Source organism: Streptomyces sp. NPDC050610, from assembly GCF_040654875.1.
Classification (GTDB): domain Bacteria; phylum Actinomycetota; class Actinomycetes; order Streptomycetales; family Streptomycetaceae; genus Streptomyces.
This window is the reverse complement of sequence record NZ_JBFAIV010000003.1, coordinates 219,604-245,546: the sequence shown is the minus strand read 5'-3', so window position 1 is coordinate 245,546 and position 25,943 is coordinate 219,604. Positions and strand designations below refer to the sequence as shown.

24 protein-coding genes are annotated in these 25,943 nt (G+C 74.1%); 10 read left to right on the top strand and 14 right to left on the bottom strand.

Going from position 1 to position 25,943, the window contains the following annotated elements:
- Window positions 1–208 precede the first annotated feature (208 nt).
- From AB0I22_RS05465 to AB0I22_RS05450, 4 genes are all read left to right on the top strand, one after another.
- Complete coding sequence (locus AB0I22_RS05465; protein WP_363129318.1) at window positions 209–1,783, top strand: hydantoinase/oxoprolinase family protein; 1,575 nt, start codon at window positions 209–211, stop codon at window positions 1,781–1,783.
- Window positions 1,776–2,855: a DUF917 domain-containing protein gene (locus AB0I22_RS05460; protein WP_363129317.1), complete on the top strand. Its 1,080-nt coding sequence runs from the start codon at window positions 1,776–1,778 to the stop codon at window positions 2,853–2,855. Before AB0I22_RS05465 ends, AB0I22_RS05460 begins: the two co-directional genes overlap by 8 nt.
- A gap of 229 nt (window positions 2,856–3,084) precedes the next feature.
- Window positions 3,085–4,047 carry an alpha/beta hydrolase gene (locus AB0I22_RS05455; RefSeq protein WP_363129316.1) on the top strand — a complete coding sequence of 321 codons (963 nt, stop codon included), beginning with the start codon at window positions 3,085–3,087 and terminating at the stop codon, window positions 4,045–4,047.
- Window positions 4,048–4,350: 303 nt separating this feature from the next.
- Window positions 4,351–5,871, top strand: a complete 1,521-nt coding sequence (locus AB0I22_RS05450) for a GMC family oxidoreductase N-terminal domain-containing protein (RefSeq protein ID WP_363129315.1) — start codon at window positions 4,351–4,353, stop codon at window positions 5,869–5,871.
- A gap of 108 nt (window positions 5,872–5,979) precedes the next feature.
- Here AB0I22_RS05450 and AB0I22_RS05445 read toward each other — a convergent pair whose 3' ends face one another.
- The gene (locus AB0I22_RS05445; protein ID WP_363129314.1) at window positions 5,980–7,134 is read right to left on the bottom strand and encodes a Vms1/Ankzf1 family peptidyl-tRNA hydrolase; all 1,155 of its coding nucleotides are present in this window, start codon (window positions 7,132–7,134) and stop codon (window positions 5,980–5,982) included.
- A gap of 295 nt (window positions 7,135–7,429) precedes the next feature.
- Between AB0I22_RS05445 and AB0I22_RS05440 the strand changes: the two genes are divergently transcribed.
- The gene (locus AB0I22_RS05440; protein WP_363129313.1) at window positions 7,430–7,864 is read left to right on the top strand and encodes a DUF2795 domain-containing protein; all 435 of its coding nucleotides are present in this window, start codon (window positions 7,430–7,432) and stop codon (window positions 7,862–7,864) included.
- Window positions 7,865–7,977: 113 nt separating this feature from the next.
- Here the strand turns inward: AB0I22_RS05440 and AB0I22_RS05435 are convergent, their stop codons facing one another.
- Window positions 7,978–8,181, bottom strand: coding sequence for a hypothetical protein (locus AB0I22_RS05435; RefSeq protein WP_363129312.1), 204 nt, complete (start codon window positions 8,179–8,181; stop codon window positions 7,978–7,980).
- Window positions 8,182–8,592: 411 nt separating this feature from the next.
- On the opposite strand from AB0I22_RS05435, the gene AB0I22_RS05430 reads away from it, so the two are divergent.
- On the top strand, window positions 8,593–8,919 hold the full coding sequence (locus AB0I22_RS05430) for a plasmid stabilization protein (RefSeq protein WP_363129311.1): 327 nt from the start codon (window positions 8,593–8,595) through the stop codon (window positions 8,917–8,919).
- 65 nt (window positions 8,920–8,984) lie between these two features.
- The gene (locus AB0I22_RS05425) at window positions 8,985–9,113 is read left to right on the top strand and encodes an LPFR motif small protein (protein ID WP_363129310.1); all 129 of its coding nucleotides are present in this window, start codon (window positions 8,985–8,987) and stop codon (window positions 9,111–9,113) included.
- Between the two features lie 187 nt (window positions 9,114–9,300).
- Here AB0I22_RS05425 and AB0I22_RS05420 read toward each other — a convergent pair whose 3' ends face one another.
- The 6 genes from AB0I22_RS05420 to AB0I22_RS05395 form a co-directional block, all read right to left on the bottom strand.
- On the bottom strand, window positions 9,301–9,936 hold the full coding sequence (locus AB0I22_RS05420; protein WP_363129309.1) for a class I SAM-dependent methyltransferase: 636 nt from the start codon (window positions 9,934–9,936) through the stop codon (window positions 9,301–9,303).
- Window positions 9,933–10,124, bottom strand: coding sequence for a hypothetical protein (locus AB0I22_RS05415; protein WP_363129308.1), 192 nt, complete (start codon window positions 10,122–10,124; stop codon window positions 9,933–9,935). The genes AB0I22_RS05420 and AB0I22_RS05415 overlap by 4 nt, the downstream gene beginning before the upstream one ends.
- Window positions 10,125–10,291: 167 nt before the next feature.
- Window positions 10,292–10,780, bottom strand: a complete 489-nt coding sequence (locus AB0I22_RS05410) for a hypothetical protein (RefSeq protein WP_363129307.1) — start codon at window positions 10,778–10,780, stop codon at window positions 10,292–10,294.
- Between the two features lie 85 nt (window positions 10,781–10,865).
- Window positions 10,866–11,786, bottom strand: coding sequence for a PhzF family phenazine biosynthesis isomerase (locus tag AB0I22_RS05405; protein WP_363129306.1), 921 nt, complete (start codon window positions 11,784–11,786; stop codon window positions 10,866–10,868).
- Between the two features lie 136 nt (window positions 11,787–11,922).
- Window positions 11,923–12,576: a response regulator transcription factor gene (locus AB0I22_RS05400; protein WP_363129305.1), complete on the bottom strand. Its 654-nt coding sequence runs from the start codon at window positions 12,574–12,576 to the stop codon at window positions 11,923–11,925.
- A gap of 110 nt (window positions 12,577–12,686) precedes the next feature.
- Window positions 12,687–14,429 carry a histidine kinase gene (locus tag AB0I22_RS05395; RefSeq protein ID WP_363129304.1) on the bottom strand — a complete coding sequence of 581 codons (1,743 nt, stop codon included), beginning with the start codon at window positions 14,427–14,429 and terminating at the stop codon, window positions 12,687–12,689.
- Between the two features lie 295 nt (window positions 14,430–14,724).
- Between AB0I22_RS05395 and AB0I22_RS05390 the strand changes: the two genes are divergently transcribed.
- From AB0I22_RS05390 to AB0I22_RS05380, 3 genes are all read left to right on the top strand, one after another.
- Window positions 14,725–15,558, top strand: coding sequence for a M55 family metallopeptidase (locus AB0I22_RS05390; protein WP_363129450.1), 834 nt, complete (start codon window positions 14,725–14,727; stop codon window positions 15,556–15,558).
- The gene (locus AB0I22_RS05385; RefSeq protein ID WP_363129303.1) at window positions 15,551–16,948 is read left to right on the top strand and encodes a M20/M25/M40 family metallo-hydrolase; all 1,398 of its coding nucleotides are present in this window, start codon (window positions 15,551–15,553) and stop codon (window positions 16,946–16,948) included. Before AB0I22_RS05390 ends, AB0I22_RS05385 begins: the two co-directional genes overlap by 8 nt.
- A gap of 82 nt (window positions 16,949–17,030) precedes the next feature.
- Window positions 17,031–19,025 carry a prolyl oligopeptidase family serine peptidase gene (locus tag AB0I22_RS05380; RefSeq protein ID WP_363129302.1) on the top strand — a complete coding sequence of 665 codons (1,995 nt, stop codon included), beginning with the start codon at window positions 17,031–17,033 and terminating at the stop codon, window positions 19,023–19,025.
- Window positions 19,026–19,062: 37 nt separating this feature from the next.
- On the opposite strand, the gene AB0I22_RS05375 is transcribed toward AB0I22_RS05380, so the two are convergent.
- The 6 genes from AB0I22_RS05375 to AB0I22_RS05350 all read right to left on the bottom strand — a co-directional run bounded on the left by AB0I22_RS05375 (window position 19,063) and on the right by AB0I22_RS05350 (window position 25,804).
- The gene (locus AB0I22_RS05375) at window positions 19,063–20,499 is read right to left on the bottom strand and encodes an FtsW/RodA/SpoVE family cell cycle protein (RefSeq protein ID WP_363129301.1); all 1,437 of its coding nucleotides are present in this window, start codon (window positions 20,497–20,499) and stop codon (window positions 19,063–19,065) included.
- Window positions 20,500–20,612: 113 nt separating this feature from the next.
- Window positions 20,613–22,043 (bottom strand): ATP-binding protein, encoded by a 1,431-nt coding sequence (locus AB0I22_RS05370; RefSeq protein ID WP_363129300.1) that lies wholly within the window; start codon window positions 22,041–22,043, stop codon window positions 20,613–20,615.
- A complete protein-coding gene (locus tag AB0I22_RS05365) occupies window positions 22,033–22,710 on the bottom strand; it encodes a response regulator transcription factor (RefSeq protein WP_363129299.1) in 678 nt (225 codons plus the stop codon). Before AB0I22_RS05365 ends, AB0I22_RS05370 begins: the two co-directional genes overlap by 11 nt.
- A 9-nt stretch (window positions 22,711–22,719) precedes the next feature.
- The gene (locus AB0I22_RS05360) at window positions 22,720–23,562 is read right to left on the bottom strand and encodes an ABC transporter ATP-binding protein (RefSeq protein ID WP_363129298.1); all 843 of its coding nucleotides are present in this window, start codon (window positions 23,560–23,562) and stop codon (window positions 22,720–22,722) included.
- Window positions 23,563–23,564: 2 nt separating this feature from the next.
- Window positions 23,565–24,704 (bottom strand): iron ABC transporter permease, encoded by a 1,140-nt coding sequence (locus AB0I22_RS05355; RefSeq protein ID WP_363129297.1) that lies wholly within the window; start codon window positions 24,702–24,704, stop codon window positions 23,565–23,567.
- Complete coding sequence (locus AB0I22_RS05350) at window positions 24,701–25,804, bottom strand: iron ABC transporter permease (RefSeq protein ID WP_363129296.1); 1,104 nt, start codon at window positions 25,802–25,804, stop codon at window positions 24,701–24,703. The genes AB0I22_RS05355 and AB0I22_RS05350 overlap by 4 nt, the downstream gene beginning before the upstream one ends.
- Window positions 25,805–25,943 lie beyond the last annotated feature (139 nt).

The following is a 25,943-nucleotide window of genomic DNA, read 5'->3' as shown; positions in this document are numbered from 1 at the left end:
CCCGGCGCCTGCCCGTCCCGCCCGTCCTGCCTGTCCTGCCCGTCCTGTGGCGGCAGCCCGGCCCCGCTCCCTGACGGCAGCCACGGCCCGACCACCGCCCCGTACGACGGCCCCTCGCCCGTACTCCGAAGCCCGTACCCCGAAGCCCGTACCCCGAAGAAAGACACCACCGCCCCGTACGACAGCTCCCTCAACGAAAGACACCACCATGCGCATCGGCATCGACGTCGGAGGAACCAACACCGACGCCGCCCTCCTCGGGGACGACGACCGGGTGCTCGCCGCCGCGAAGTCGCCCACGACACCGGACATCACCTCCGGTGTCACGGCGGCCATCCGGGCCCTCGACCCGCCCGTCGAATCCATCACCGCCGTGATGATCGGCACCACCCACTTCCTCAACGCGCTCATCGAGGGCGCCCGGCTCGCCCCCGTCGCGGCCGTACGGCTCGGCCTGCCCGCCACGGCCGCGCTGCCGCCCATGACCGACTGGCCGGACCGGCAGCGCGCCGCGGTCGGCGGACACGGCTACCTGTGCCACGGCGGCCGGGAGTACGACGGCCGGCCGCTCTCGCCGCTGGACCCGGCCGAGCTGAAGCGGACCGCGGCCGACATCGCCGCCCGGGGCATCACCTCCGTCGCGATCTCGTCCGTGTTCTCGCCCGTCGCCGAGGAGGACGAGCGGCGCGCCGCGGACATCCTCCGCGCCGAACTCGGCGACGCCGTGCACTTCTCGCTCTCCCACGAACTGGGCCGTATCGGACTGCTCGCGCGGGAGAACGCCACGATCGTCAACGCCGCCCTGCGCGACCTCGCGACGGTCATCGTGCAGTCCTTCGGCGAGGCCCTGGCCAAGGTGTCGATCACCGCGCCGTTCTTCCTGTCGCAGAACGACGGGACGCTGATGGACGTGGACTTCGCCCGTACGTACCCGGTGGCGACCTTCGCCTCCGGGCCCACCAACTCCATGCGCGGCGCGGCCTTCCTGTCCGGGCTCGGGGACTGCGCCGTCGTCGACGTCGGCGGTACCACGGCCGACGTCGGCATCCTCGCCGGCGGCTTCCCGCGCGAGGCGGCGGGCGAGAGCGAGGCCGCCGGCATCCGCACCAACTTCCGCATCCCCGACGTCCTCTCCCTCGGCATCGGCGGCGGCTCCCTCGTCTCCGACGACGCGGAGACCGGCCCCCGGTCCGTCGGCTACCGGCTCACCGACGAAGCCCTGGTCTTCGGCGGCGCCACCCTGACGGCCACCGACCTCGCGGTCGCCGCGGGCCGCGCCGACATCGGCGACCGGGACCGGGTCGCCCACCTCAGCCCCGAGTTCACCGACCGGGCCCTCGCGCGGATCGCCGAGCGGCTGGCCGAGAGCGTCGACCGGATGCGCACCTCGGCCGCGCCCCTGCCGGTCGTCGCCGTCGGCGGCGGCTCGATCCTCGTGCCCAAGACCCTGCCCGGCTTCGACGACGTGCGCAGACCGGGCCACTTCGGCGTGGCCAACGCGGTCGGCGCCGCCATCGCACAGGTCGGCGGCGAGGTCGACCGCGTCTTCCAGGTGCCCGAAGGCCGCCGCGAGGCGGTGCTCGCCGAGGCCCGCGAGGAAGCCGCCGACCGCGCCGAGCAGGCGGGCGCCCGTCACGGCAGCGTACGGATCGTGGACATCGAAGAGGTACCGCTCGCGTACCTGCCGGGCGGCGCGACGCGCATCCGCGTCAGGGCCGTCGGCGACCTCGACCTCGGCAGGCTCGGCACCCAGCGGCACGACGGAGCGACCCCCAATGCGTGAGATCACCCTCGACATCCTCGACGACATCGCCCGCGGCGCCGGCATCCTCGGCACCGGAGGCGGCGGCGACCCGTACATCGGCAAACTGCTGGCCCGCGAGGCGATCCGCAAACACGGACCCGTGCCCGTCGTCGCCATCGACGAGGTGCCGGCCGACGCCACCGTCGTCCCGGTCGCCGGGATGGGCGCGCCCACCGTGCTCCTCGAACGCGTCCCCAACGGCGGCGAGGAACTGACCGCCCTGCGCGCCCTGGAGAAGCACCTCGGCCGCCCCGCCACCCACATCGCGCCCATCGAGGTCGGCGGCGTCAACTCGATGCTGCCCATCGCCTGCGCCGCCGCGGCCGGCCTGCCCATCGTCGACGGCGACGCGATGGGGCGCGCCTTCCCCGAACTGCAAATGGTGCTGCCCGGCCTCATGGGCGTCGCCAACTCGCCGATGGCGCTCGCCGACGACAAGGGCAACACCATCATCGTGGAGGCCGTCGACAACCACGCCGCCGAGCGCATCGCCCGCGCCGTGTGCGTCGAACTCGGCTGCCAGGTCTCCTGCGTGGACACGGTGCTGCGCGGCGACCAGCTGGCCGACGGCCTCGTACCGGCGACGCTGACACTGGCCGGCCGCCTCGGCGCGGCGGTCCGCGAGGCGCGGGCCGCGCACACCGACCCGGTCGCCGCGGCCCGCGCCATGCTCTCCGGAATCCCGCTGCTGACCGGCAAGGTCGTCGACGTCGGCCGGCGCACCGAGGGCGGCTTCGCGCGCGGCCGGGCCCGGCTGGAGGGCATCGGCGACGACGCGGGCCGGGTGCTCGAACTCGACTTCCAGAACGAGCACTTGCTGGCCACCCGCGACGGCGTGACCGTCGCGACGACGCCGGACCTGATCTGCGTCCTGGACAGCGAGACGGGCTCACCCGTCACGACCGAGGGGCTCCGCTACGGACTGCGCGTGAGCGTCCTGGCGGCGCGCTGCGACCCGCGGTGGATCTCCCCGGCCGGCCTCGCGCTCACCGGGCCGCGCTACTTCGGCTACGAGGCGGACTACCTGCCGTTCGGGTCGGGGAGGGGGTGAGGCGGCCGGGCGGCTGAGCGGGCGGGTGAGGCGGCGTCGGGGGGCTGAGCGGGTGGATCAGGCGGCGGTGGCCCGAGAGCCTGTGCCCACCCCTTGGCCGTAAGCGCATGCGGTCGTATGCGCATGTGGTCGTACGCGCGTCGGCAGAACCGCCGGTGCCGCACCCCCTGCCGAGGTCGCGGCGCGCGATCGTCATCCTGGTAGGGATCCCGACCGTGAGGAGACCCGCATGAGTTTCGCGCTCCACCCCGAACTCGTCCCCGCCATCGCCCAGCGCATGGCGGCGGGACCACCGCCGCCGCCCGCGGACCGCGGCGATTGGCGGCGGCTGCGCGCCGACGGCGAGGCGGGCCTCGCAGCCGCGGAAGCCGGGCTGCCCGAATCCGCGGACATCGGCCGACGGGAGTTCACGACCACGTCCCACGAAGGAGCGCGGGTGTCACTGCGCTGGTACACCCCGCCGCGATCCGGCGAGACGCCGGAACAGCCCGGCCCGGCGGTCGTCCACCTGCACGGCGGCGGCATGATCCTCGGCTCCGTCCAGCTGTTCGACCGTACGGTGGCGGGGTACGTCGCCGAGAGCCGCGTACCGATGCTGGCCGTGGACTACCGGCGCGCACCCGAACACCCCCACCCCGCCCCCGTCGAGGACTGCTGGGCGGGGCTGGCCTGGCTCGCCGAGCACGCGGCCGAACTCGGTGTCGACCCGGCGCGCATCGCCGTCATGGGGGACAGCGCCGGCGGCGGACTCGCCGCCGGTACGGCCCTGCTCGCCCGCGACCGCGGCGTGGCGCTCGCCCGGCAGATCCTCGTCTACCCGATGCTCGACGACCGCAACACCCGCCCCGACCCCGTCCTGGCGCCCTTCACCGGCTGGAACTGGGACTACAACTACACCGGTTGGCACGCTCTGCTGGGCGACGCCGTCGGCACGCCCGACGTGCCCTGCGCCGCGGCCCCCGCGCGAGCCGACGACCTGACGGGACTGCCCACCGCGTACATCGAGGTGGGCGAACTCGACATCTTCCGCGACGAGTCCCTCGACTACGCCCGCCGCCTCACCGCCGCCGGGGTCTCCACCGAACTGCACCTGCACCCCGGCTGCCCGCACGGCTTCGACCGCCTCGCCCCCGCCGCCGACATCGTGCGACGCTCCCGCGCCGACCGGCTCCGCGTCCTGCGCGGCCTGTGACGGACGTCCTGCGCGACCTGTGAAGGCCCCGCGCCGACGGCCCGCGCACACCACCGCGGCCTGCACGTACGCCCGGCGCGGCCCTCGGTATGGCGGTCGGCGCGGCGCTCGTTCGACGGGGCACGCGACGTGACACCCGGCGCGGTGTGAAGCCGACCGTCGGCACGCTTCAAGCCAATCTCGTCGACTTCGCCCATTTAGGCGGCCGTTGCGGCAGCACTCCGAAACAATCGACGCGTTTCGTACGGGCGTCATGAACGTCGCGAGGGGTACGGACGAACATCGTGAACGGGGGGCGCAGCGATGTCCGAGGAGTACGACTACATCGTCGTCGGAGCCGGTTCGGCCGGCTGTGTGGTCGCCGCGCGGCTGACCGAGGACCCCGGCCGTACGGTCTTGCTGATCGAGACGGGGCCGCCGGACACCAAGCCGGAACTCGCGACGCCGTCCGCCTGGCCCGGCCTGGGCGGTACGGAGGTCGACCACGGCTACAGCACGGTGCCGCAGCCGGGCATGGGCGGCGCGGCGCACCCGTACCCGCGCGGCCGGACGCTGGGCGGTTCCAGCGCCATCAACGCGATGGTGTTCCTGCGCGGCCACCGGGCGGACTACGACCGCTGGGCGGCGGCCGGCTGCGCGGGCTGGGGGTACGACGCGCTCCTTCCCGTCTTCCGGCGCATGGAGACCGTGGCGGGCAAGGATCCCGCGTACCGCGGCGACAGCGGGCCGATGCGGCCGGCGCCGGTGAGCGGCGGCAACCCGCTGTCCCAGGTCTTCGTCGACGCCGCGGTGGCCGCCGGACACCCGGAGACCGACGACTTCAACGGCGCCCGCCAGGAAGGCGTGGGCTGGCACGATCTGAACATCGTCGACGGCCGGCGGCAGAGCGTGGCGAGCGGCTACCTGCACCCCGTCCGCGCCGGGCGCCCCGACTTGACCGTCTCGACCGGCTCCCACGTGCGGCGCCTGCTCCTCGACCGGGGCCGGTGCACGGGCGTGGAGTTCTTGCGCCGCGGCGAGACCGTGACCGCGTACGCGCGCGCCGAGGTGATCGTGAGCGCCGGCTCCGTCGACTCGCCCCGGCTGCTCCTGCTGTCCGGCATCGGCCCCGCGGACGAACTGCGCGCGACGGGCGTCCCCGTCCGCCACGACCTGCCCGGCGTCGGCCGCAACCTGCACGACCATCTCCTGTGCGGCCTCGTACACGCGGCGGCCCGGCCCGTCCCGGTCGGCCTTGCCAACCTCGCGGAGTCGTCGCTGCTCTGGCGCAGCGACCCGGCCCTGCCGGGCCCCGACATGCAGTTGATGTTCATGCATGTGCCGCTGCCTCCGCCGACGGGGCCGGTCCCCGCGGACGGTTTCACCGTCGCCGTGTCGACTGTCCCCGCGAGCCGCGGTTCGGTACGCCTCGCCGACGCCGATCCCGGCACTCCGCCCCTGATCGACCCGGCATATCTCGGAACCGAAGCGGACGTCCGGCGCATGCTGCACGGCATCGGCATGGCGCGCCGGACCGTCGCGCAGAGCCCGTTCGCGCCTTGGTGCGAGCGCGAGGTGTACCCCGGCCCGGACGTCGCCGACGAGCGGTCGCTGCGCGCCTTCCTGGCCGAGGCCACCGGCCCGTACTTCCACGCCGCGGGCACCTGCGCGATGGGAACCGGCCCCGACGCGGTGGTCACTCCGGAGCTGCGGGTACGCGGCCTCGCCGGGCTGCGGGTGGCCGACGCGTCCGTGATGCCGACGATCGTCTCCGTCAACACCAACGCCGCCGCCATCATGATCGGCGAGCGGGCGGCCGAGCTGATCCGCCAAGAGGCGAGGTAGCCCCGAGGCCGCCCGGACCTCAGAGCGCGTCCGGACCTCGGCGCGTCCGGGCCTCCGAGCGTCCCCGCTCCCGGCGGGCCCGCTCCGCCTCGGCGCGGCGCCGGGCGCTCAGCCCTGGCGCGCGGGCTCCGTCCAGCGCAGGACCGCGCCGAGGCCGCCCGAGGGGGCCTCGGCGGGATCGTTGATCACGACGGCGTCCGCGCCGCTCGCCACCGCCGCGCGCACCAGGGCGTCGTCCGCGCGCGCCGAGACCGGGCTCACTTCGCCCAGGTATTGAAGGTCCGAGGCGCGCACGCCGACCTGGTCGGGGTCCGGGCCGACCCAGACCTCGCGGGGCGCGTCCGAACCCTTCGGGCCCAGGATCAGCGTCGCTATCCGGTGCTCCCGCGCGGCCTCGACCAGCGCCGGGACGCCCGCCGCCGCGTACGGGGCGGTACCACCCACGGGCTCCGCTCCGGCGTGGAAGCGGTCCATCGCGGCAGCGGCCCGGTCGCATTCGTAACCGGCCAGGACCTGGGCGAGATCCCGCTCCAGGAGCGCGTTGTGCGCGGCCTCCGGGCCCCGGCCGCCGTGCTCGCTCTCGTACGTCACGGCCCGCAGGGGCTCGGGGAGCTTGTCGTGTACGGCCCGGCGCTCGCGGACGTCGCCGGTCAGGAGCAGGACGTCGGCCCCGCTCTCCTCGAACGCCTCGGCGGCGGCGTCGGCGATCTCACCTGCGTTGTGCTCCCAGGTGTTCTCCACCTTGTTCTGGAAGCGGCGTTCGGACCAGTCGGCCGAGGCCGTGCGGTGGATCGGCCAGTCCGCGCCGCTGACCTGCCCGGCGTCGGCGCTGTCGCCGCCGCCGTTCCCGGCGGCGCGCAGGGCGAAGTCCGCCCCGGTGCGGTCCAGCGAGACGACGAGGCAGACCGGCGCCTCGCCGACCGTCTCGACCAGGGGCGCGAGCCGGGGCAGCGGGCCCCACGCCGCGAACGGCGCGGAGGGAGCGCCGGGGAGGGGCACATCGAGCACGACGTCACCGCCGGCGGCGAAGAGGGCGCGCCCGGCCGACGCCGTCGTCCCCTCCTCGCCCGCGTCGGTCAGCCGGTCGTGGACCGCCCGCACCGTGGCGTCGTCCGCGCCCTGCTCCCGCAGCTCCGCGGCGGTGGCGCGGGCCGCCAGCTCCTGCCGCTTGTCCGCGTCCTCGGTGTTGTGGGTGGTGTCGACGTAGACCGACGCCCAAGGGCCCGGCCGGTCGCCGACCGGCTTGAGGAATGAGAGTCGCATGGCACTTCCTCCTCGATATCTCCGGATGCGTGTTTCCAGCGCCGTGGACGCCTGTCCCGGCGTCCTCACGGGTTCCCTTTCTCGATCCACTGCAACACATGTCTGTGGGAATGCCCACAGATCTCCTCCCGCGCCGGGGCCGCCACGCGCACCCCGGCAGATGTTGAAAGTCCAGGGCGAGCCTGTTAAGCCGGAGGAGTGACGGAGCCGGGCCCGTGTGAACGTACGGACACCGGGGCCCGGCAATTGCCGACAGGCGTATCGGGCCTATGCGCCCGCACCCCAGGAGGCGGAAATGGGCATGCAGCACGGAGCGGACAAGACCGGACCCGCACGCGACGACATGATGAAGAAGCAACTGCGCGGCGAATTGAACGCCGACCGGTGGCTGCGTACGGACGAGGAACACGAACTCCAGCCCGCCGGCGAGGACCAGCCGGCCGTAGCCCGCGACCCCGCCGACGCGTTCGGCGGCGGCACCTCGGCCGGTACGGGCGTGCCCCAGGGAATGACCGAGCGGGATGTGGCGGTCCGCTCCGACCTCGCCCGCCACCTCGGGCGCGGCATCTACCCGGCGGACCGGTCCGCCGTGCTGGAGTCCCTGCGGGAGCACCACGCCCCGGACCAACTGGTGGACCTGGCCGAGCGGCTGCCCGCGAGCGAGCGGTACGAGAACGTCCAGGGCATCGCCGCCTCACTCGGCCTCGGCACGGAACACGGCCGGGCCTAGGCATCAGCGGGGCCTGAACATCAGCAGGGGCTGACCGCGACGGCCGGGCCTGACCGCGAGGGTCGGGCCGCTCCCCGTGTTCCCCGGAAGGCCGGGGAACACGGGGAGCGCGGTCAGTTCACGCTGCGGATGATGTTCCAGTCCGGATCCGTACGGTCGTCCTGGTGCGTGAACGCGTCGTGCGCCGACGCGACCGCACCCCGTTCCGAGGACGTCGGCCCGCCGTCCTCGGGGGCCGCGGCCGCGGGCGCCTGCCGCGAGTGCCGCGAGCGGTCGGACGAAGCGCGGTGGTCACCGTTGGACTCTGAGGCGGACACTCCTGCTCCTCTCGTTCGCCATGAGGCACGGGCTCGTGGCACCGGCTCCCGGCGCGGGCGGCCCGCCGCGTGCCGGGCGGATCTCACGCGTCCCTGCGGCCTGTGCGTCCCGAGTTCCCGGGTGGCTCACGGCGAAGCCTACGTACGCCCGCCCGGCCGCGCATGCGGAGCGTCGCGACCGGTCACCGCCGGGTGACCGCGGCCGCGAACCCGCGCTCCGCGTCCCGGCGGTGACACACCCGCGGGCCCTCGCGGACCGGCTCGAAATGCCGAGCGCGGCATGGACTGGTTGGCTGGGCAAGGTGTCACGTCCGGCGTTCGGGGCACCCGTGGACGGCCGGGCCCGGCCACGTGAATCGCCTTTACGGAATTTCCAGGGTCTCCAGAGTTTCCGAAGCTAGGAGCGACACCATGCCGGCAGGTGCGAACAAGAAGCGCGAGCGTCAGTACGAGCACATCAAGGACCAGGCCGAGGAGCGCGGCACTTCCGAAAAGCGTGCGAAGGAAATCGCCTCGCGCACCGTGAACAAAGAGCGAGCCCGCGCCGGAGAAGCCAAAACGGCCAGTAGGACCTCGACCCGCGATCCCAAATCCGCCTCGGAGCGCGGTGGTGAACGCTCCCACAAGGGACCCGTGAGCCCGACCAGGGACCAGCTCTACGAAGAAGCGAAAAAGAAGAACGTCGAAGGCCGCTCCACCATGAACAAGGAACAGCTCCGCAAAGCCGTCGGCCGCTGAGCCGACAGCCGAATCGCACTGCCGCGACGCGGGGCATCACCGGCCGACCTTTTGGAGGAACAGCCATGCTGAAAGCCATCGCGGACGTCTTACGCTCCGTCGGCGGAGCCATCGCCACCGTCGTCACCCTGCCGTTCCGCGCCATCGCCCGCCTCTTCGGCGGCGCCTCGGACAGCACCCGCGGCAGGCACTGACACCAGGCCGCCGAAGCGCGGCCGCTACCGGCGCCAGGCCGCCGAAGCGCGGCCGTACACCGACCGGCGGCTCCGGCCGCCCTCCGCGCGAAGGAGGGCGGCCGGAGCCGACGTGGTTCGGCGGCGTGCGCCGGTACGACGCGATGGCGATGGTGCTGATGACAGCGACGGCGATGGTGCCGTGGTCTCACACCAGGCCTTCGCGGGCGGCGGGGGACGGCGGGGCGGAGCCGTCCGGGAGCCGTCGGCCGAATGTCTGGAGGACGAAGTCCTCCTCGAAGTGCTCGCCCGTCACGGCCAGGCTCGGTACGGACGCGAGGACGCTCGCCAACTCGCAGCCGGTGCGGACGTGCTCGGCCACCCGGTGGTTCCAGTGGACGGCGACGACCGTGCCGCCCGGCTCCAGCGCGTCGACGGCGCGGGTCAGCAACCGGTCCAGGGTCTCGGTGTCGAAGTAGTAGAGGAGTTCGGAGAGCACGATGAGGTCGAAGGCGCCGTCGGGCCACTCCTCAGGCACGGTGAGGCGGCGCACCTCGACGTTGGGGAGGTCCCGAGTGCGGCGGGCCGCGCTCTCCACGGCCGACGGGACCCGGTCGCAGGCCAGCAGGGAATCGCACCGCTCCGCCAGCCGCGACGTCAACTCCCCGACAGAGCAGGCCGGTTCGAAGGCCCGGCGGTAGCGGCGCTGGGGCAGGGAGGCGACGGTGAGCTCGTACTTGCGGTGTTCGTACCAGCGCTCCGCCAAGTGCCAGGGGTCGGCCGCCTCCCGGTACAGGGCCTCGAAATACGAGGACGGGGTGGATGGTGCGGACGGTGTGCTCACTGGAAAACGACCTCCACGTCACGCGGCTGGTGTGCGGTCTCCAGGCGCCCCGCGTCGATGAGGCCGGTGACGCGGGCGAACCGTGCGGCGGTCTCCCGCCGCACGGCCTCCGGAACGCTGCCGTCCGCCGCGAGGCCGACGGGCCCGTTCTCCCGGCAGGACGGCGGGGAAACGGTGACGTCAGCCATGCGCACACTCCCTGTCGGCTGCCTGGTCCCCTCCACTCTGGTGCCTCTTCGCCCCGCCCGCCTCCCGGCGTCCGCCGTTCGACCGGCGGGGCCGCCGAGCTACGGGCGCGAGGACGCATAGGCCGTACGGGCGTCAGAGCCTCCGCGCGTACGGGCCGGGCCGCCGGTCAGGCGACGGCCGCGGCCCGGCGCCGTACCAGCAGGCTCTGCACCGCGAGGGTCACCGCCAGATACAGGTAGAGCGTCGAGACGCCGAGCAGCCCGACCCCCGTGGTGTGGTCGATCCACCGGTCCATGCCGATATGGACCGCCAGCGAGACGAGCCACAGCACTGTGGTGACCACCGTGCCCTGGCGCAGCGCCTGCCCCTCGGGCGCCCGCCACACCCGCACCGTACGGGCCCGGGCCGCCCCGAACCCCGCCGCGATGACGAGGCTCGCCGCCGTGAGGGCGATCGTCGCGGCGCCCAGCGGGTGGTACTTCACGACGGAGGCCACCCCGAAGACCACCGCGACGATTCCGAGCAGGCCCAGCAGCCCCAGCAGAAGCAGCGGACCGCTGCCGTACACCGGCCGCGTCCGCAGCTGCCGGCGTATCACCAGCGCGACGATCACGAGTCCGATCACGATGCCGCCGTTGTCCATGGCCGAGGCCACCCCCCTGTGGTGCCGGTGCCGGCTCATGGTGCCTCGCCGACCGGCACCAGATCATGATGATGCGACAAGTAGATCGCTATAGGTATCAGACCGCGTCGTCGGGGATGGCGGTGGCCGTACCGGAGACATGGGAGCGGGGGTCGCCCGCGCGGAGTTCGACGGTGAGCAGACCTGGACGGCCGAGGTCGTGCCCCTGGTGGAGCGTGAGCGTCGCCGGCGTCGCGACCAGGCCCAGTTCGCGGACGTACGCGCCGAACGCGGCCGCCGCCGCACCCGTCGCCGGGTCCTCCACCACGCCGCCGACCGGGAAGGGGTCGCGGACGTGGAAGACGTGCCCGTCGCTGTTGCCGCGCTCGCGCCAGACCAGGTGGAGCGTCGTCAGGCCGAGGCGGCGCATCAGCGCGGACAGCCGGTCGAAGTCGTAGTCGAGGTCGGCCAGGCGCTCGCGGGTGGCGGCGGCCAGGATCAGGTGGTGGGCGCCCGCGAACGCGATCCGCGGCGGCAGTTCCGGGTCCAGGTCGGCGCGGGCCCAGCCGAGGGCGGCGAGTGCCTCGTCGAGATCCGGCGATGCGGCCTCCCGCACCGCCGGCTCCACGCTCGTGAGCGTGGCCCGCAGCACGCCGTCCGCCGCGCCCACGGCGACCGGCACCACCCCGGCCGGGGTGGCGAAGACCAGGTCGCCGGGGCCGATCCGCTCCGCGAGCGCCACGGCCGAGGCGATGGTCGCGTGCCCGCAGAAGGAGACCTCGGTGAGCGGGCTGAAGTAGCGGATCGTGAAGGAGCGGCCGGGCGCGCCTCCCAGCCCCTCCGGCGGCGGGGTGAGGAACGCGGTCTCGCTGTAGCCCAGCCGGGCGGCGATGCCGAGCATCGCGGCGTCGTCGAGGCCGGCCGCGTCCGGGACGACGCCGGCCGGGTTGCCGCCGGCGGGATCGTCGGAGAAGGCTGCGTAGCGCAGCACCTGGGGGTCGCTCGTGACAGCGCTCGAACCAGCGCGTGTGACAGCCATGACTGCGCAACTCCCTTGGGGATCGGGGGTATTCCCGACTCCCGGCCGATACGTCCTATCCCCCGAGCCGGTACGTTCCATCTCCCGTACCGGTACGCTCCGCCTCCCGCACCGGTACGTCCCGGCGCCCCCGCCGTCAGCTCTCCAGCCCCGCGTCCCTGGCCAGGAGCGCGGCCTGCACCCGGTTCTCGCACTCCAGCTTGGTCAGGATGCGGCTCACGTACGTCTTGATGGTGGCCTCGCTCATATGGATGCGCCGGGCCGCGGCCGCGTTGGACAGCCCCTGGCCCAGGAGCGCGAGGACCTCCCGCTCGCGGTCGGTGAGGGTGGCGAGCCGGCTGCGGGCCGCCTCGGCGCGGCGTCCGGTGTCGCCCGCGGCCAGCGAGTCCACGACGTGTCGGGTGGCCGCGGGGGACAGGTAGGCGTCGCCGGCCGCCGCGGCCCGTACCGCGCCGATCAGCTCCGCCGGGGCGGAGTCCTTCAGCAGGAAGCCCGCGCTGCCGCTCGACAGGGCCCGCAGCACGTTCTCCTGCTCCCCGAACGTCGTCAGGATCAGCACCCGCGCGTCGGGCCGGGCCCGGCGCAGTTCGGTCAGGGCCGTGAGCCCGTCCATGACCGGCATCTGGATGTCGAGCAGGATCACGTCCGCGCGGTGGGCCCGGGCCAGCTCCACCGCGTCCCGGCCGTCGCCCGCCTCCGCGACGACGTCGATGTCGTCGGCGGAGTCGAGGATCATCCGGATACCGGCTCGGATGAGCGGTTCGTCATCGGTGATGAGGACCCTGATCACTACTCTCCTGCGGGCCTGAGCGGCCGGTCGTGTGTGCGGCTACCGGGACATCATCCCCGACCGGGCCGCCCGCCGGGCCCCGGGGCCGGACGGCGGCGGCCCGGTCGGAGCTACGACTTGACCTCGAACGTCTTCTTCTCGACCAGCCGGCCGCCCTTGAAGCAGAACCGGTAGACGATGTCGTTGTCCGAGTTCTTCGCGTCCTCCATGGAGAGCAGGCTCAGGCACTCGGCCCCCGCCGGCTTGGGCGGCGCGCCCTTGCGCAGTCCCTGGGTCAGGAAGGACTTGCCGTCGGGCAGTTGGTCGCGCACCGACGCCTCCGACTGCCCCACCTCGATCTCGTCGTACTGCTCCGGCTCGATCGTGCTCCGCTGCACGTGCTGGAAGAGCTTGATCCCCCCGAAGACGACGGCGGCCACGACGATCAGCGCCGTCAGTCCGCAGCCCAGGGCCCAGCCCCCGCGTCGCTTGTTCCTGTTCACTGCTCTCGCCAGCTCCTTGGGCAGGCCGTTCCCTTCGATGACCGGATCACTGTCACCGTGGGAGCCCGTCCGGGGCAGCCGCCGAAGGTCGTCCGCCGCGTCGACGATCGTCGTCGGCCGCGGCGCGGGCGCGTCCGGCGCCGCCGGGCCGTACGGCAGCACCCCCGCCAGCCGGAACCCGCCGTCCGCCGTCGGACCGGCGTGCACCATGCCGCCGACCAGCCGGGTCCGCTCGCCGAGCCCGGTCAGCCCCTGGCCGCCGCTGATCGCGGCCCGCCCGGCCCCGGCCGGAGGCGGGCCGTTGACGACCTCCACGACCAGGGAGTCCGCGTCGTAGTGCAGGGCGAGTTCGATCGGCGCGCCCGGCGCGTGCTTGTGCGCGTTGGTCAGCCCCTCCTGCGCGATGCGGTACGCGGCGTGGTCGGCGGCCGGGGTGAGCGGCCGCGGCTCGCCGACGCGCCGCACCTCCACGCTCGTACCGGCGGCGCGGGAGGCGCGCGCCAGGTCCTCGACGCCGTCCGCGACCCCGGCGGCGGGCCCGGCGTCCTGGGGCGGGCCGGGGACCTGCGTGCCGTCCCGCAGCAGCCCCACCACCTCGCGCAGTTCGCGCATCGCGGTCACGGACGCCTCCCGCAGGACGCCGACGGCCTCCCGCTGCCGCCCGGTCAGCTCGCTGTCCACCTCCAGCGCGCCGGTGTGCACCGAGATCAGCGCGAGCTGGTGGCCGAGGCTGTCGTGCATGTCCTGCGCGATGCGCTGCCGTTCCCGCAGCCGGGCCTGCCCGGCGACCATCTCGCGTTCGCGCAGCAACTGGGCGTTGTAGTCGCGCAGCGTGTCCAGCAGCGTGTGGCGCTGCGACGAGTAGCGGCTGATCAGGCCGGGCAGCAGGATCAGGGCCAGCATCAGCAGGGAGCCGAAGACCACGGACGACGGGAGGACGCGGGGGAGGTCCTGCACCAGGGACGCGGCGACGCTCAGGACGTACGCCACGGCGAAGACGACGGTGGCCCGGCCGTGCCCGGCGATCCGCTTCCCCGCCGACCAGGCGGCGACGGGGGCCAGCGGGAGGAGGCCGGAGATCTCGGGCGAGCCGATCGCGGCCAGCAGCAGTACGGTCGCGGGCAGCACCCGGCGCAGCGGGGAGAGCAGCGCGACGGCGACGGCCACCGCGATGGTCCGCGGGGTCTCCCCGGCCGTGTCCTCCAGCGTCAGGGCGGTCAGCCCCAGCACCACGCTCAGCAGCGTCTCGCCGACGATGCGGCCGAAGGACCACATGCCGGGCGCGAAGAGCCGCCGGAACGCCTCGGCCAGCCGCCGCGGCGCCCGGCGCAGTCCCTCCGCGAGGCTTCCCCCGTGTTTCACAAGTCTCACGCCACCACGTTAAACAGCTCCTTTCACCACCGCAGTAACCATTGGTCGCGGCCCGCGACGACGAAAGTCGCGCGGCCGCGGCGCCCGATGAGATCCGAAGCTGCGCCCGAAGAGGTCCGTAGCGGCGCCCGAAGAGATCCGTTCTGATCGCACACGTGTCCGCACAGGGAGCCGCAAGGGAAGCTGGTTAGGGTGGGGCATGGCCCGGCTCGCGGAACTCGCGCGCAATCGTTGCCGTCAGTTGACGTCGGGACTGCTGCGCACAGCCTCCCACCTGCGATAGGACTGGTGCATGGTGAAGATCCTCATCTCCGCGGACATGGAGGGCGCCACCGGGGTCACCTGGCCGGCCGATGTGCTGCCGGGAGCCTCGCAGTGGGAGCGCTGCCGGCATCTGTTCACGTCGGACGTGAGCGCGGCCGTGGCCGGGTTCTTCGCCGGGGGAGCTGACGAGGTGCTGGTCAACGAGGCACACTGGTCCATGCGCAATCTGCTGGTGGAGGAGCTGGACGAGCGGGCCCAACTGCTCGTCGGCAAGCACAAGACGCTGAGCATGGTCGAGGGCGTGCAGCACGGCGACGTGGACGGCATCGCCTTCGTCGGCTACCACACCGGGGCCGGCACGGAAGGGGTCCTCGCCCACACCTACCTCGCCAATTCCATCACCGGCGTCTGGGTGGACGGCGCGCGCGCCAGCGAGGGGTTGCTGAACTCCCTGGTCGTCGCCGAATACGGTGTGCCCGTGGTGCTGGTGACGGGCGACGATCTGACCTGTGAGGACGCCAAGGGCTATGCGCCGCGCGCCCGTTCGGTCGCGGTGAAGGACTATGTGTCGCGGTACGCGGCGATCTGCCGCACCCCGGCGCGTACGGCGTCCGACATCGAGGCCGCGGCGCGGGAGGCCGTGGCCCTGGCACGGCGGCACGAACCGGTGCAGGCCGGACCGCACACCGTTGAGCTCGAATTCGACGCCGAACACCTGGCGGGCGCCGCGACCGTGGTGCCGGGCGTGGAGCACACCGGGGAGCGCCGCGTCGCCTACACCACAACGACCATGTACGAGGGCATCCGCGCCTTCAAGGCGGTCACCACCGTCGTGTCGGCCGCGGTGGAGGAACAGTATGGCTGAGGAGTCCCTGAGCGACGGCGGCGACGGCGGTGGCGACCGGGTGGACAGAGCGGCGCTCGACGAGGTCGTGCGCTGCACCAGCGAGTTGATCCGCATCGACACCACCAACCGGGGCGGCGGCGACTGCCGGGAGCGGCCCGCCGCCGAGTACATCGCCGAGCGCCTCGCCGACGCCGGCATCGAGCCGACGCTGCTGGAGCGCGAGCCCGGCCGTACGAACGTGGTCGCCCGCATCCCCGGCGCCGACCGCGGCGCGGACGCGCTGCTCGTCCACGGCCATCTCGACGTGGTCCCCGCCGAGCCCGCCGACTGGAGCGTGCACCCCTTCTCCGGGGAGATCCGCGACGGCGTGGTCTGGGGGCGCGGCGCGATCGACATGAAGAACATGGACGCGATGGTCCTGGCGACCGTACGGGCCTGGGCGCGGGCCGGGGTGCGGCCGCCGCGCGACATCGTGCTGGCCTTCACCGCCGACGAGGAGGACAGCGCCACGGCCGGCTCCGACTTCCTCGCCGAGGAGCACGCCGGCCTCTTCGAGGGCTGCACGGAGGGCATCAGCGAGTCCGGCGCCTTCACCTTCCACGCGGGCGGCGGGATGCGGCTCTACCCGGTGGGGGCGGGGGAGCGCGGCACCGGCTGGCTCCGGCTCACCGCGCGCGGCACCGCGGGCCACGGCTCCAAGGTGAACTCGGACAACGCCGTCAGCAACCTCGCCGCGGCCGTCTCCCGGATCGCCGACCACCAGTGGCCCGTCCGCCTCACCCCGACCGTACGGGCCGCGCTCACCGAACTGGCCGCGCTGCACGGCATCGAGGCCGACCTGGACGCCGCCGACTTCGACGTCGACGAACTGCTCGGCAAGCTGGGGCCCGCCGCGGCCCTCGTCGCCCCGACCGTCCGCAACAGCGCCAACCCGACCATGCTCGACGCCGGGTACAAGATCAACGTCATTCCGGGCACCGCCGTCGGCCACGTCGACGGACGGATGGTGCCGGGCGGCGAGGAGGAGTTCCACGCCACCCTCGACCGGCTCACCGGGCCGGACGTGCACTGGGAGTTCCAGCACCGGGAGGTCCCGCTCCAGGCGCCCGTCGACTCCCCGACGTACCGGGCCATGCGGGCCGCGATCGGGAAGTTCGACCCGACCGCGCACACGGTGCCGTACTGCATGTCCGGCGGCACGGACGCCAAGCAGTTCTCCCGGCTGGGCATCGTCGGCTACGGCTTCTCGCCGCTCAAGCTGCCCGCCGGCTTCGACTACCAGGCACTCTTCCACGGCGTGGACGAGCGGGTGCCGGTCGAGGCGCTGCACTTCGGCGTCCGCGTCCTCGACGACTTCCTGATGCGGGCGGGCAGCCAAAGCCCGCCCGCTCCCCGGCCACGGCAGTAGATCCCCGCCGAACTCCCCGCCGCAGTACCGTCGCAGTCCCATCCGACCCGCACCGTCCCCGTCCACAGGAGGCGTAGCCATCATGACGACCACGGCGCCCTACGGAGCCTGGCCCTCCCCGATCGACGCCGCGCTCGCCGCCTCGCGGGACGGCCGGCCCGGCTTCCTCGGCACGGTCGGCGACGAGGTGTGGTGGATCGCGCCCCGCCCCGAGGAAGGCGGCAGGCGCGCGCTGATGCGGCTGCGCGCCGACGGCGTCGAGGAGTCGCCGCTGGCCGCGCCGTGGAACATCCGCAGCCGGGTCGTCGAGTACGGCGGCCACCCCTGGGCGGGCGCGCCGCGCGAGCACGGCGGCCCGTTGATCGTCTTCAGCGACTTCGCCGACCAGCGGCTGTACGCGTACGAGCCGGACGACCCGGACGGCGCCGCCCCCCGACCCCTCACCCCCGTCTCGTCCGTCGGCGGCGGGCTGCGCTGGGTGGACCCGACCGTCCACCTGGAGCGGGGCGAAGTCTGGTGTGTCCTGGAGGAGTTCACCGGCGAGGGGCCGACCGACGTGCGCCGCGTCATCGCGGCCGTACCGCTGGACGGCTCCGCCGCGCGGGACCGGGACGCCGTCCGCGAACTGACCGACGACCGGCACCGGTTCGTCACCGGGGCCCGGCTCTCGCCCGACGGGCGGCAGGCGGCCTGGATCGCCTGGGACCACCCGCGGATGCCCTGGGACGGCACGGAGCTGCGCGTCGCGGAGACCGCCGAGGCGGCGGCGGGCGGCTTCACGGGCGCGCGCACCGTCCTGGGCGGCCCGGGCGAGGCGGTCGCCCAGGCCGAATGGACCGCCGGCGGAACGCTGCTGGTCGCCACCGACCGCACCGGCTGGTGGAACGTGCACAAGGTGGACCCGGCCACCGGCGGGACCGTCGCCGTCTGCCCGCGCGACGAGGAGTTCGCGGGCCCCCTGTGGACGATCGGCGAGCGCTGGTTCGCGCCGCTGGAGAACGGCACGGTCGCCGTCGTCCACGGCCGCGGCACGACCGCGCTGGGCATACTCGACCCGGAGAGCGGCGAACTCGTCGACGCGCCGGGCCCCTGGACGGAGTGGGCCCCGACGCTGGCGGTCAGCGGTACCCGCGTCCTCGGCGTAGCCGCCGGCCCCCGCACCGGCTACGAGGTGGTGGAGCTCGACACCTGCACGGGCCGCAGCCGGGTCGCCGCCGCCGGGCACACCGACGCCGTGGACCGCGCCTACTGCCCCGAGCCGCTGATCCGCGTCTTCACCGGGCCGGACGGCCGCGACATCCACGCCCACGTCCACCCGCCGCACAGCCCCGACCACGTGGGCCCCTCCGACGAGCTGCCGCCCTACGTGGTGTGGGCCCACGGCGGCCCCACCGGCCGCGTCCCGCTCGTGCTCGACCTGGAGATCGCCTACTTCACCTCACGCGGCATCGGCGTCGTGGAGGTCAACTACGGCGGCTCGACGGGGTACGGGCGCGAGTACCGCAACCGGCTGCGCGAGATGTGGGGCGTGGTCGACGTCGAGGACTGCGCCGCCGTGGCCGAGGCGCTCGCCGACGAGGGCACCGCCGACCGGGCGCGGCTCGCCATCCGCGGCGGCAGCGCGGGCGGCTGGACGACGGCCGCCTCGCTCACCTCGACCGACCTCTACGCCTGCGGAACCATCAGCTACCCGGTCCTGGACCTCGTCGGCTGGGCCTCCGACGGCACCCACGACTTCGAGTCCCAGTACCTGCACACCCTGATCGGCCCGCTCGCCGAGGTGCCCGACCGCTACCGCGACCGCTCGCCGCTGCACCGCTCGGCCCACCTCTCGGTGCCCTTCGTGCTCCTCCAGGGGCTGGACGACCCGATCTGCCCGCCCGTGCAGTGCGAGCGGTTCCTCGAAGCGATCAAGGGGCGCGGCATCCCGCACGCGTACCTCTCCTTCGAGGGCGAGGGCCATGGCTTCCGCCGCGCCGACACCATGATCCGGGCGCTGGAGGCCGAACTCTCCCTGTACGCGCAGACCTTCGGCTTCGACGCCGCGGACGTGCCGGAGCTGCGGCTCGCCGAGTGAGCGTCCCGCGTGCCCCGGCATCCGGCCGGGGCACGCGCTAGAGGTCCTGTTGTCGCCGCGCCCCGTCGCTGACCTTGATCATGACGGCGACGAGCAGCCAGTTCGCGACCATGGACGAGCCGCCCTGGGCCAGGAACGGCAGCGCCTTGCCGGTCAGCGGCATCAGGCCGGTGACGCCGCCCGCCACCACGAAGACCTGGAGGGCGAGGACGACGGCGAGGCCGAGGGAGAGCAGCTTGCCGAAGGGGTCGCTGGCGAGCAGGGAGGTGCGCAGACCGCGCTGGATGAGCAGCGCGTAGAGCACGATCACGGCCATGGTGCCGGCCAGCCCCAGCTCCTCGCCGACGCTGGTCAGGATGAAGTCGGAGCGGCCCGCGAACTGGATCAGCTCCGGGTGGCCGAGCCCCAGGCCCGTACCGCTGACGCCGCCGGAGCCGAAGCTGAACAGCGCCTGCGCGGCCTGGTCGGAGACGAGGCCCGGGGGCCGCTGGTCCGGCGGCAGGTAGATGTCGAAGGGGTGCAGCCAGGCGACGATGCGGCCCTTGACGTGCGGCTCCGTCGAGCCGACCGCGAACGCGCCGACCGAGGCCATCAGCACGCCGCAGATCACCCAGCTGGTGCGTTCGGTGGCGGCGTAGAGCATCACCACGAAGAGGCCGAAGAAGATCAGCGAGGTGCCCAGGTCGCGCTCGAAGACGAGGACGAGGAGGCTGATGATCCAGATCGTGAGGATCGGGGCGAGCTGTCGGCCGGGCGGCAGTCGCATGCCCAGGAAGCGGCGGCCCGTCAGGGTGAGCGTGTCCCGGTGCGTGACGAGGTACCCGGCGAAGAAGATCGCGATCATGACCTTCACGAACTCGCCCGGCTGGAACGAGAGCTGCCCCAGATGCACCCACCGCTTCGCGCCGTAGGAGTCGCCCTTGAACATCGCCGGGGCGATGAGCAGCACGAGCGCCGCGGCCATGGTCAGGTAGATATAGCGCTGGAGCCGCCGGTAGTCCTTGAGGGCCGCGATCACCGCGATGGCCACGCCGACGCCGACGACGGTCCATATCAACTGGCCCGGCGCCATCGCGCCGGAGTGCCAGCGCTCCTTGTAGGAGTGGTCCAGCCGGTGGATGAGGACCAGCCCGAGACCGGTCAGCAGCATCGCCAGCGGCAGGATCAGCGGATCGGCGCGCGCCGCGAACCGGCGCACCGCGACATGCGCCACCAGCGAGCAGCACGCCTGCGAGGCCACGAAACCGGCCAGCCCGTCGGGGAGCGAGCCGGTCAGCCCGAGCCCCGCGTCGGTGTAGCCGAAGGTGACGATGAACAGGACGAAGACCAGCAGCAGCGCCTCGGTGCGGCGCGGGCTCCCGGCCACGGACGCGGCGCGCCATCTGCCGCCGTGGGCCTCCTCGCCGGGGCCGGTGAGGGTGGTCGCCTCGCCGGTGTCGGTCATGGCCAGGGGCTCGGTGCTCCGTCCACGCACGGGCGTCCTCCCGGTTCAGGCGGTGGTACGGCCCGCGGGGACCACGTCCGTACGGGCTGATCCGATCATCTCGGACCGCCGCTGAAGAGAACCTGAGGTTCCTGAAGGGGCCTTCAGGAACGAGGGCCCCGCCGGCCGTCCGCGCTCGCGGGGAAGAGGGCCGCCAGCCACGCCCCGGGGGCGTCCTTCGGCGCGGGCTCCACGCGCAGCGTCCCGCCGTGCGCCTGGGCGATCTCCCGGGCGATGGCGAGCCCCAGCCCGGTGCCGCCGCTGCCCCGGTCGCGGGCCGGGTGCAGCCGGGTGAAGCGCTCGAAGACCCGCTCCGCGGACTCGGGCGGGATGCCGGGCCCGTCGTCGGACACCCGCAGCGACGCCTCGCCGGTCGCCGGGTCCAGGGCCGCGGAGATCCGTACGGCGGCGCGCGCGTACCGCTGGGCGTTGTCGACGAGGTTGGTCAGCAGCCGCTCCAACTGCGCGTGGTCGCCCCGGACCGGCACCGGCTCGTCGGCGGCCAGCGTGATGGGCACGCGCGGCGAGCGGCGCCGCGCGATCTCCTCGGCGGCCAGCAGCGCCAGGTCCACCGCCTGGTCCGGGCGCTGCACGCGGGCGTCGAGCCGGGCGAGCAGCAGCAGGTCGGTGATGATCTGCTGGAGCCGGTCGGCGTCGCCGAGCGCCTGCCGTACGGACGCGGCGAGCCGGGGGTCGCTGGAGCCGGCGAGCCCCACCTCCAGCTCGGCGCGCAGCGCCGCGATCGGGTTGCGCAGCTCGTGCGAGGCGTCGGCGACGAACTGCCGCTGCCGGCAGACCGCCTGCTCCAGCCGGTCGAGGGTGGCGTTGACGGTGCGGGCGAGCCGCGCGATCTCATCGCCGCTGTCCGGGTCCGGGACCCGGCGGTCCAGTTCGCTGGCGGTGACGGCGGCCAGTTCGCCGCGGATGGCGGCGACGGGGCGCAGCGCCAGTCCGGTCACCGCCCAGGCGATGCCGACGGTCAGGGCGATCAGCAGGGGCGCGCCGATCAGCAGGGTGAGGGCGAGGGCGCTGGTGGCGTTGGAGACGTCGTTGAGGACGGTGATGCCGTAGACGTAGCGGTCGCCCCCCGGGGAGGGGGCCCGTACGACGACGGCCACGCTGCGCTGCCCGCCGGCGGCCTTCGCGCAGCACAGGACGCGGGTCGCGGAGTCCTGGCCGGGCGGCGGCCGGAAGCCCGCGAGGCCGGCGGCGCGGGCCGCCGGGTCGGGGCCGGTGCCCGCGAGCACCTGTCCGCGCGGGCCCAGGACGAAGACGGAGTCGACGCCGCCGTCGGGTTCGGGGAGGCCGGCCGAGAGGCGCCCGCCGCCCGGTCCGGCGCCGAGTCCGGCGGCGGTCTTGCGGGCGGCCAGTTCGGTGCGTTCGGCGGCGTTGTCGAGGAGGTTGTGGCGCAGTACGAGGTAGAGCCAGCCGCCGCCGGCGGCGAGGATGACGGCCATGGTCAGGGCCGCGGCGACGGTGGCCCGGGCCCGTACGGTGCGGGGGCGGAGCCGGCGGAGGGGGCGGTCAGCCGTCATCGGGCGTCACCCGGTAGCCGACGCCCCGCACGGTGCGGATGGAGCGCCGGCCGAAGGGAGCGTCGATCTTCTTGCGGAGCGAGCTGATGTAGACCTCGACGATATTGGGGTCGATGTCGCCGGGGGCGTCCCAGACCTCGTGCAGGATGTCCGCTTTGGCGACCGCCTGGCCGTCGCCGGCCATCAGGCAGGACAGGACGGCGAGTTCGCGGGTGGTCAGCTCGATCTCCCGGGCGCCGCGCCGGCAGGCGCGCGCGGCGATGTCCAGGACGAGGTCGCCGGCCTGGAGGGTGGTGGGCCGCTCCCGGCCGGCGCGGCGGCCGAGCGCGCGCAGCCGGGCCAGCAGGACCACGAAGGAGAAGGGCTTGGCGAGGTAGTCGTCGGCCCCGGCGTCGAGCCCCTCGGCCTCGTCGTACTCGCCGTCCTTCGCGGTGAGCATGAGGATCGGCGTACGGTCCTTGAGCCGCCGCAGCCGTCCGCAGACCTCGTAGCCGTCGAGGCCGGGCAGCATCACGTCGAGGACGAGCGCGTCGTACCCCTGGGCCAGCGCGAGTTCCAGGCCGCGCCGGCCGTCGTGCGCGACGTCGACCCAGTGGCCGGCGGCGGCCAGCCCCCGCCGGAGGGTGTCGGCCAGCCGCTCTTCGTCCTCGACCACCAGAATGCGCACCCGCAAAGACTACATTTGCGCTCTCTCCCGGCCGGCGGGCGCGGGGGCGGGTGCGGCCGTGGGCGTACGGGCGGCGGGGACCACGACGGGGGAGCCGTCGCCGGGGGCCGCGAGGACGTCGGCGTCGATGCCGTACAGCGTCCGCACCAGCGCGGCGTCGACGACCTCCCGTGACGGGCCGTCGGCGACGATCTCGCCGTCGCGCATGGCGACGATGACGTCGGCGTAGCGGGCGGCGCTCATCAGGTCGTGCAGGACCATCACGACGGTGCGGCCCGCGGCGGCCACCGACCGGACCAGTTCCAGGACCTCGACGGCGTGGCCGAGGTCGAGGGCGCTGGTGGGCTCGTCGAGGAGGACGAGGGGGGTCTCCTGGGCGAGGACCATGGCGAGCCAGCAGCGCTGGCGCTGGCCGCCGGAGAGCCGGTCGAGCCGGCGGCCGGCCAGTTCGGCGGTGCCGGTGGCGTCCAGGGCGGCGCGCACCGCCCGCTCGTCCTCGCGCGACCACTGGCGGAACAGCCCCTGGTGGGGGTGGCGCCCGTACCGTACGAGCCCGGCGACGGTGACGGCCTCGGGGGCCTGCGGGGCCTGCGGGAGCAGCGAGACGAGGTGGGCGGCGCGGCGCTGGCCGAGCTGCCAGATGTCGGCGCCGCCGACCGTCACCGTGCCGGACCGGGGCTGGTGGAGGCGGGCGATGGTGCGCAGCAGGGTGGACTTGCCGCAGCCGTTGGGCCCGACGATGGCGACGACGCGGCCGGCCGGCACGGTGAGGTCCACGCCGCGGACGGCGAGATGTCCGGGGTAGCCCGCCTCGACCCGTTCGACGACGAGGTCGTGGGTGGTCTCTGCCACGGTCATGCCTTTCTGGAGGAGCGGCGGGAGGGGCTGCCGGTGCGCGAGCGGCCGTCGCCGCTGATCAGGACCCACAGCAGGAACGGGCCGCCGAGGACGCTGGTGACCACGCCGACCGGGATCTCGACGGGGGCGATGACGCGGCCGAGGGCGTCCGCCGCGGCGATGAGGCCCGCGCCCACCAGCGCGGAGCCCACGATGGGCACCCGGGTGGGGCCGCAGAGCCGGCCCGCGAGGATGGGGGAGGCGAGCGCCACGAAGGCGATCGGGCCGCCGATGCCCACCGCGACGCCGGCCAGCGCGACGGCGAGCGCCAGGGTGAGGCCGCGTACGAGCCGGATGTTGACGCCGAGGGCGGCGGCCATGTCGTCGTCGAACCGCATGACGTCGAGGCGGCGGCCGGCGATGAGGGCGAGCGGGATGAGCACGACGAGGCAGAGCAGCAGCGGCCGCCCGACGGCGTAGTCGCGGCCGTTGAGGCTGCCGACGCTCCACAGGAAGACGCCGCCCGCGGTGTTCTGGTTCTGCCGCGACATCACGAGGTTGGTGACGGCGCCGATGAGGGTGGAGACGCCGATGCCGACGACCAGGACGCGGTAGCCGCGGGTGCCCGCGCCGCCGGCGCACGCGACCACGACGACCGCGGCGGCGACCGCGCCGAGCGGGCCGAGCCACCAGTCGCCGACCATCGCGGTCGAGCTGCCGACGACGGACGCGACGACGGCGGCGGTCGCGCCCTCGTTGACGCCGATGACGTCGGGGGTGGCGAGCCGGTTGCCGGCCAGCGTCTGGGTGAGGCAGCCGGAGACGCCGAGGGCCGCGCCGACCATCAGCCCGACCAGGATGCGCGGCAGCCGGAAGTCCTGGATCAGCATCACGGTCATCCGGTCGCCCGTGCCGAACAGCCCCCCGAGGGTGTCGGCGGGGCTCAGCCCCGTGGAGCTGGCGAAGGTGGCGAGGGCGACGACGACGGCGATGACGAGGGCGAGGCCGACGGAGACGAGCGCGGTGCGGCGCGGGAAGAGCCAGGAGAGGGTGCCGGTGCGCAGCACGACGCTGTCCGGCGGGGTGAGGGGCGCGTCGGGGACCGTACGGGCGTCGGCGCGCGGTTCGGTCACGCCCTCGGTCGTGCGCTCGGTCATGCGGAGGCCCCCGCCGCGCCGAGGCCGCTCATCCGGTTCGACCGGGCGATCCAGATCAGCAGCGGCCCGCCGAGGAGCGCGAGCAGCACGCTCACCGGGGTCTCCCAGGGGCGGATGACGACGCGCGCCAGGATGTCGGCGGCGATCATCACGTCGGCCCCGATGAGGGCGGAGAGCAGGAGTTGGGGCGCCATGCGGGGGCCGGTCACGGTCCGCGCCGCGTAGGGGGCGAGCAGCCCGAGGAAGGCGATGGGCCCGGCGAGCGCCACGGCGGCCCCGGCGAGGAGAGTGACCGCGCCGGCCACCACGAGGCGGATGCGGCCCGGGTGGTGGCCGAGTGCGCGGGCGGCGTCGTCGCCGAGGGCGAGGGCGCCGAGCGGGCGGGCGGAGCCGAGCGCGACGAGGAGGCCGACGACGACGAGCGGGGCCATGGTCAACGCGGTGGAGGTCTCGATGCCGGCGAGGGAGCCGATGGTCCAGTAGCGGTACTCGTCGAAGGTGGCCTTGGTGCCGAGGAGTACGTACGAGGTCGCGCCGTGGAAGGTGGCGCCGAGCGCCGATCCGGCGAGGACGAGCCGCAGCGGCGAGGCGCCGGCGCCGCGGCCGGAGGCGGCGAGCAGCAGGACGACGGCGCTCGCGGCGAGCCCGCCGGCCAGGGCCCAGACGAGCATCGCGTACGAGGAGTCGGCGCCGAAGTAGGTGAGGCCGACGACGACGCCGAGCGCCGCGCCGGAGTTGACGCCCAGGAGGCCGGTCTCGGCGAGCGGGTTGCGGGTGACGGCCTGGAGGAGGGCGCCGGCGGTGCCGAGGGCGACGCCGACGAGGACGGCGGCGATGGTGCGCGGTACGCGGACGTCCATGACGGCCAGGTGGAGTTGGGCGTCGGCGCGGGCGGCCCGGTCGCCGAGCAGGAAGTCGAGTGCGCGGCCGACGGGCTGGCTGCCGGTGCCGATGAGCAGCGAGAGCAGGGCGAGCACCAGGAGCGCCAGGGTGAGCGCGAGGGCCGTCCAGCGGACCCGGCCGCGTGAGCCGTCGGATATCGGGGGCTCGGGGTCGGGTGGCGCGGGGATCTGGGCCCCGCCCTCTTGCGCAACCAGCATGAGGTTAGCCTAACCTAATGCATGGTGGGGTCTCGGGCGGGTTGAGCCGACGCGTCCGACACTCTGCCATGCCCTCGTGTACCACGACGCGTTGACCTCATCTCGTCGTCCGCCCCTCATGTCGTCCCCAGAGCTCGGA

Bases quoted from the DNA above. Each gene is read 5' to 3' on its own strand.
- AB0I22_RS05370 (WP_363129300.1), bottom strand. From the start codon at position 22,043: ATGACGGCTGACCGCCCCCTCCGCCGGCTCCGCCCCCGCACCGTACGG.
- AB0I22_RS05350 (WP_363129296.1), bottom strand. From the start codon at position 25,804: ATGCTGGTTGCGCAAGAGGGCGGGGCCCAGATCCCCGCGCCACCCGAC.
- AB0I22_RS05415 (WP_363129308.1), bottom strand. From the start codon at position 10,124: ATGGCTGACGTCACCGTTTCCCCGCCGTCCTGCCGGGAGAACGGGCCC.
- AB0I22_RS05355 (WP_363129297.1), bottom strand. From the start codon at position 24,704: ATGACCGAGCGCACGACCGAGGGCGTGACCGAACCGCGCGCCGACGCC.
- AB0I22_RS05445 (WP_363129314.1), bottom strand. From the start codon at position 7,134: ATGCGACTCTCATTCCTCAAGCCGGTCGGCGACCGGCCGGGCCCTTGG.
- AB0I22_RS05460 (WP_363129317.1), top strand. From the start codon at position 1,776: ATGCGTGAGATCACCCTCGACATCCTCGACGACATCGCCCGCGGCGCC.
- AB0I22_RS05440 (WP_363129313.1), top strand. From the start codon at position 7,430: ATGGGCATGCAGCACGGAGCGGACAAGACCGGACCCGCACGCGACGAC.
- AB0I22_RS05455 (WP_363129316.1), top strand. From the start codon at position 3,085: ATGAGTTTCGCGCTCCACCCCGAACTCGTCCCCGCCATCGCCCAGCGC.
- AB0I22_RS05380 (WP_363129302.1), top strand. From the start codon at position 17,031: ATGACGACCACGGCGCCCTACGGAGCCTGGCCCTCCCCGATCGACGCC.
- AB0I22_RS05450 (WP_363129315.1), top strand. From the start codon at position 4,351: ATGTCCGAGGAGTACGACTACATCGTCGTCGGAGCCGGTTCGGCCGGC.
- AB0I22_RS05385 (WP_363129303.1), top strand. From the start codon at position 15,551: ATGGCTGAGGAGTCCCTGAGCGACGGCGGCGACGGCGGTGGCGACCGG.
- AB0I22_RS05405 (WP_363129306.1), bottom strand. From the start codon at position 11,786: ATGGCTGTCACACGCGCTGGTTCGAGCGCTGTCACGAGCGACCCCCAG.
- AB0I22_RS05430 (WP_363129311.1), top strand. From the start codon at position 8,593: ATGCCGGCAGGTGCGAACAAGAAGCGCGAGCGTCAGTACGAGCACATC.
- AB0I22_RS05465 (WP_363129318.1), top strand. From the start codon at position 209: ATGCGCATCGGCATCGACGTCGGAGGAACCAACACCGACGCCGCCCTC.
- AB0I22_RS05425 (WP_363129310.1), top strand. From the start codon at position 8,985: ATGCTGAAAGCCATCGCGGACGTCTTACGCTCCGTCGGCGGAGCCATC.